At 51.7% G+C, this 2,812-nt stretch carries 1 protein-coding gene and 1 pseudogene; both read left to right on the top strand.

Annotated elements, in window-relative coordinates:
- Positions 1-182: pseudogene (locus tag CX664_RS26855) on the top strand (hypothetical protein); the annotation flags it as partial.
- Between the two features lie 15 nt (positions 183-197).
- Positions 198-2,744 (top strand): RAP domain-containing protein, encoded by a 2,547-nt coding sequence (locus CX664_RS25050; RefSeq protein WP_101749303.1) that lies wholly within the window; start codon positions 198-200, stop codon positions 2,742-2,744.
- Positions 2,745-2,812: the final 68 nt, after the last annotated feature.

Genomic DNA, 2,812 nt, shown 5'->3' with positions numbered 1-2,812 from the left:
GGCAAAGGCATCGTGGTGAAACCGAGATGCTTATGGCTAACCGCAGAAAGGTTTATGAACAAGCCAAAGAACGCCACCCAGAGCGCTGGGGAAAGAGGTCAACAAGGAACTGGGATCTGGCTGATGAAGTCTGGTTGAATCCCGACAGGCCTGCTGATGATCAACTAAGCAAAGCCGCTTAAGTTGAGGCGACAACTATGTTGACAAACACCGTGGATGAGCGAGTTAAACTTACTCAGGCTAACTTATTGTCAACGCTATTTGATGCAATAATATTTAACTGCAACCAAAAACCTCCAGTCAGGGATATTGATGCCCAGGGAATCGCCAACCTGTTGTGGGCCATGGCGAAACTGGTGGACAACGGGCAGGACCGGATACCAGAGTTCAAAGAGGCCGTGGCCGTGTTGTTGCCCCATGTGAACGCACAGAAAAAACAATTTATTCCTCAGGGAATCGCCAACCTGCTGTGGGCCATGGCAAAACTGGTGGACAACGGGCAGGAACGGACACCAGAGTTCAACGAGGCCGTTGTCGCGCTGTTGCCCCACGTGAACGCACAGAAAGACCAATTTAAGGCCCAGGGCATTGCCAACCTGCTGTGGGCCATGGCGAAACTGGTGGACAGCGGGCAGGAGCGGACGCCAGAGCTCAACGAGGCCGTGGCCTCGCTGTTGCCCCACGTGAACGCACAAAAGGACCAATTTATTGCCCAGCATGTTGCCAACCTTCTGTGGGCCATGGCGAAACTGGTGGACAACGGGCAGGAGCGGACACCAGAACTCAACGAGGCCGTGGCCGTTCTGTTACCCCGCGTGAACACACAGAAAGCTAACTTTAAACCTCAGGAAATCACCAACCTGCTGTGGGCATTAGCAAAACTGGTGGACAATGGGCAGGAGCAGACACCAGAGTTCAACGAGGCCGTAGCCTCGCTTTTGCCCAACGTGAACACTCAGAAAGCTAACTTTAACCCACAGGAAATCGCCAACCTGCTGTGGGCCATGGCGAAACTGACGGACAAAGGGCAGAAGCAGACACCAGAGCTCAAACAGGCCGTGGCCGCCCTGTTGCCCCACGTAGACGTACAGAAAGAGCAATTTATTCCTCAGGCTATCGCCAACCTGCTGTGGGCCATGGCGAAAATGATAGACAACGGGCAGGGGCACACACCAGGGCTCAACGAGGCTGTGGTCGCGCTGTTGCCCTACGTGAATGCACAGAAAGGCCAATTTAATGCCCAGGGTATCGCCAACCTGCTATGGGCCATGGCGAAACTGGTGGATATCGTGCAGGAGCCGACACCAGAGCTCAACCAGGCCGTGGCTGCCCTGTTGCCCCTCGTGAACGCTCAGAAAGCTCACTTTAGACCACAGGAAATCGCCAACCTGCTGTGGGCCATGGCGAAACTGGTGAACAGCGGGCAGGAGCAAACACCAGAGCTCAAAGAAGCCGTGGCCGCCCTGTTGCCCCACGTGAACGCACAGAAAGCTGACTTTAACCCACAGGAAATCGCCAACCTGCTGTGGGCCACGGCGAAACTGGTGGATAACGGGCAGAAGATACCAGGGCTCAAAGAGGCCGTGGCCGCGCTGTTGCCCCATATGAATGGACAGAAAGACCATTTTATTCCCCAGCATATCGCCAACCTGCTGTGGGCCATGGCAAAACTGGTGGACAACGGGTACGAGCAGACACCAGAGTTCAACGAAGCGGTGGCTGCGCTGTTGACCTGCGCGATCGTGCAAAAAGCCAACTTTAACCCACGGGAAATCAACAACCTGCTGTGGGCCATGGCAAAACTGGTGGACAACGGGCAGGAGCAGTCACCAGGGCTCAACGAGGCTGTGGTCACGCTGTTGTCCCTCGTGAACGCACAGAAAAACCAATTCAATGCCCAGGGTATTGCCAACCTGCTGTGGGCCACGGCCAAACTGGGTGAACTCGTTGAGCTGAACCTGGCTACCTCTTCGTTCGAATCACTTGTCTATAGAATCAGTGAGAACCTTCAGTTTTCTCAGCAAGAGATATTGATGTCTCTCTGGGGAGTCATGGTATGCTGTGCCAGGTTGTCTCTGGATTCCAATGCCAATAAAAGTGACGTGTTTGAAAAGCATATGGATGACCTGTTCACTCGTCTGGAAAATACATCGCCAGACAATGAAGAGGAACAATCCGTCATGATCATGGCTGCAAGTTGGCTTGGCAGAGCCTGTCCGCTCGTCCCCCATTACCAGACAATCATTTCAAAAAGCCAGGCCGACTTCCGCGAACAACTCCAATCATCTATTCCATCTCTGAAGATTGACGAAGAAAAGAGTCTGAACTCATTACCTCCGGTTGACCTGCTTCTGCCAGATCACAACATAGTGATTGAAATTCAGGGACCGTCTCATTACGTGGGTGGTGATTTCAACACCAGGAAGGGTTCGACTCTGCTTAAAATCGCACTGTTGCAAAAAGCAGGATTTGAGGTCATTGAAATCCCGGTTAACATGCTTTGGAATCAGGATTTAATGAAACCATGTATTGATCAAATAAAGACCAGGATAGGCATCCCCCCACAGGAGCATGGCTCTGTATCACTTAAAAGAGGGTGGACAGGTGCTGCATACGTGACTGCCGAAGAACCTTTAGAAGAGCAAACCAACCCAGCAAAAAAGAAGAAGGAGAGAAGAAGAAAAAGAACAGCCAGTCATCGCCTTCCTCCCATCATGACTCAAGTAAACTTTTCCGCAAAATGAACTTCTGAGCAGAACAGCAGTCTGTTTTTTATATTTTCATGAATTAATGAAATATAATTATGGATAGA

This window comes from Endozoicomonas acroporae, assembly GCF_002864045.1.
Taxonomy (GTDB): Bacteria; Pseudomonadota; Gammaproteobacteria; order Pseudomonadales; family Endozoicomonadaceae; genus Endozoicomonas; species Endozoicomonas acroporae.
The sequence above is the reverse complement of the archived record's forward strand: the minus strand, read 5'-3'. Positions and strand labels throughout refer to the sequence as shown.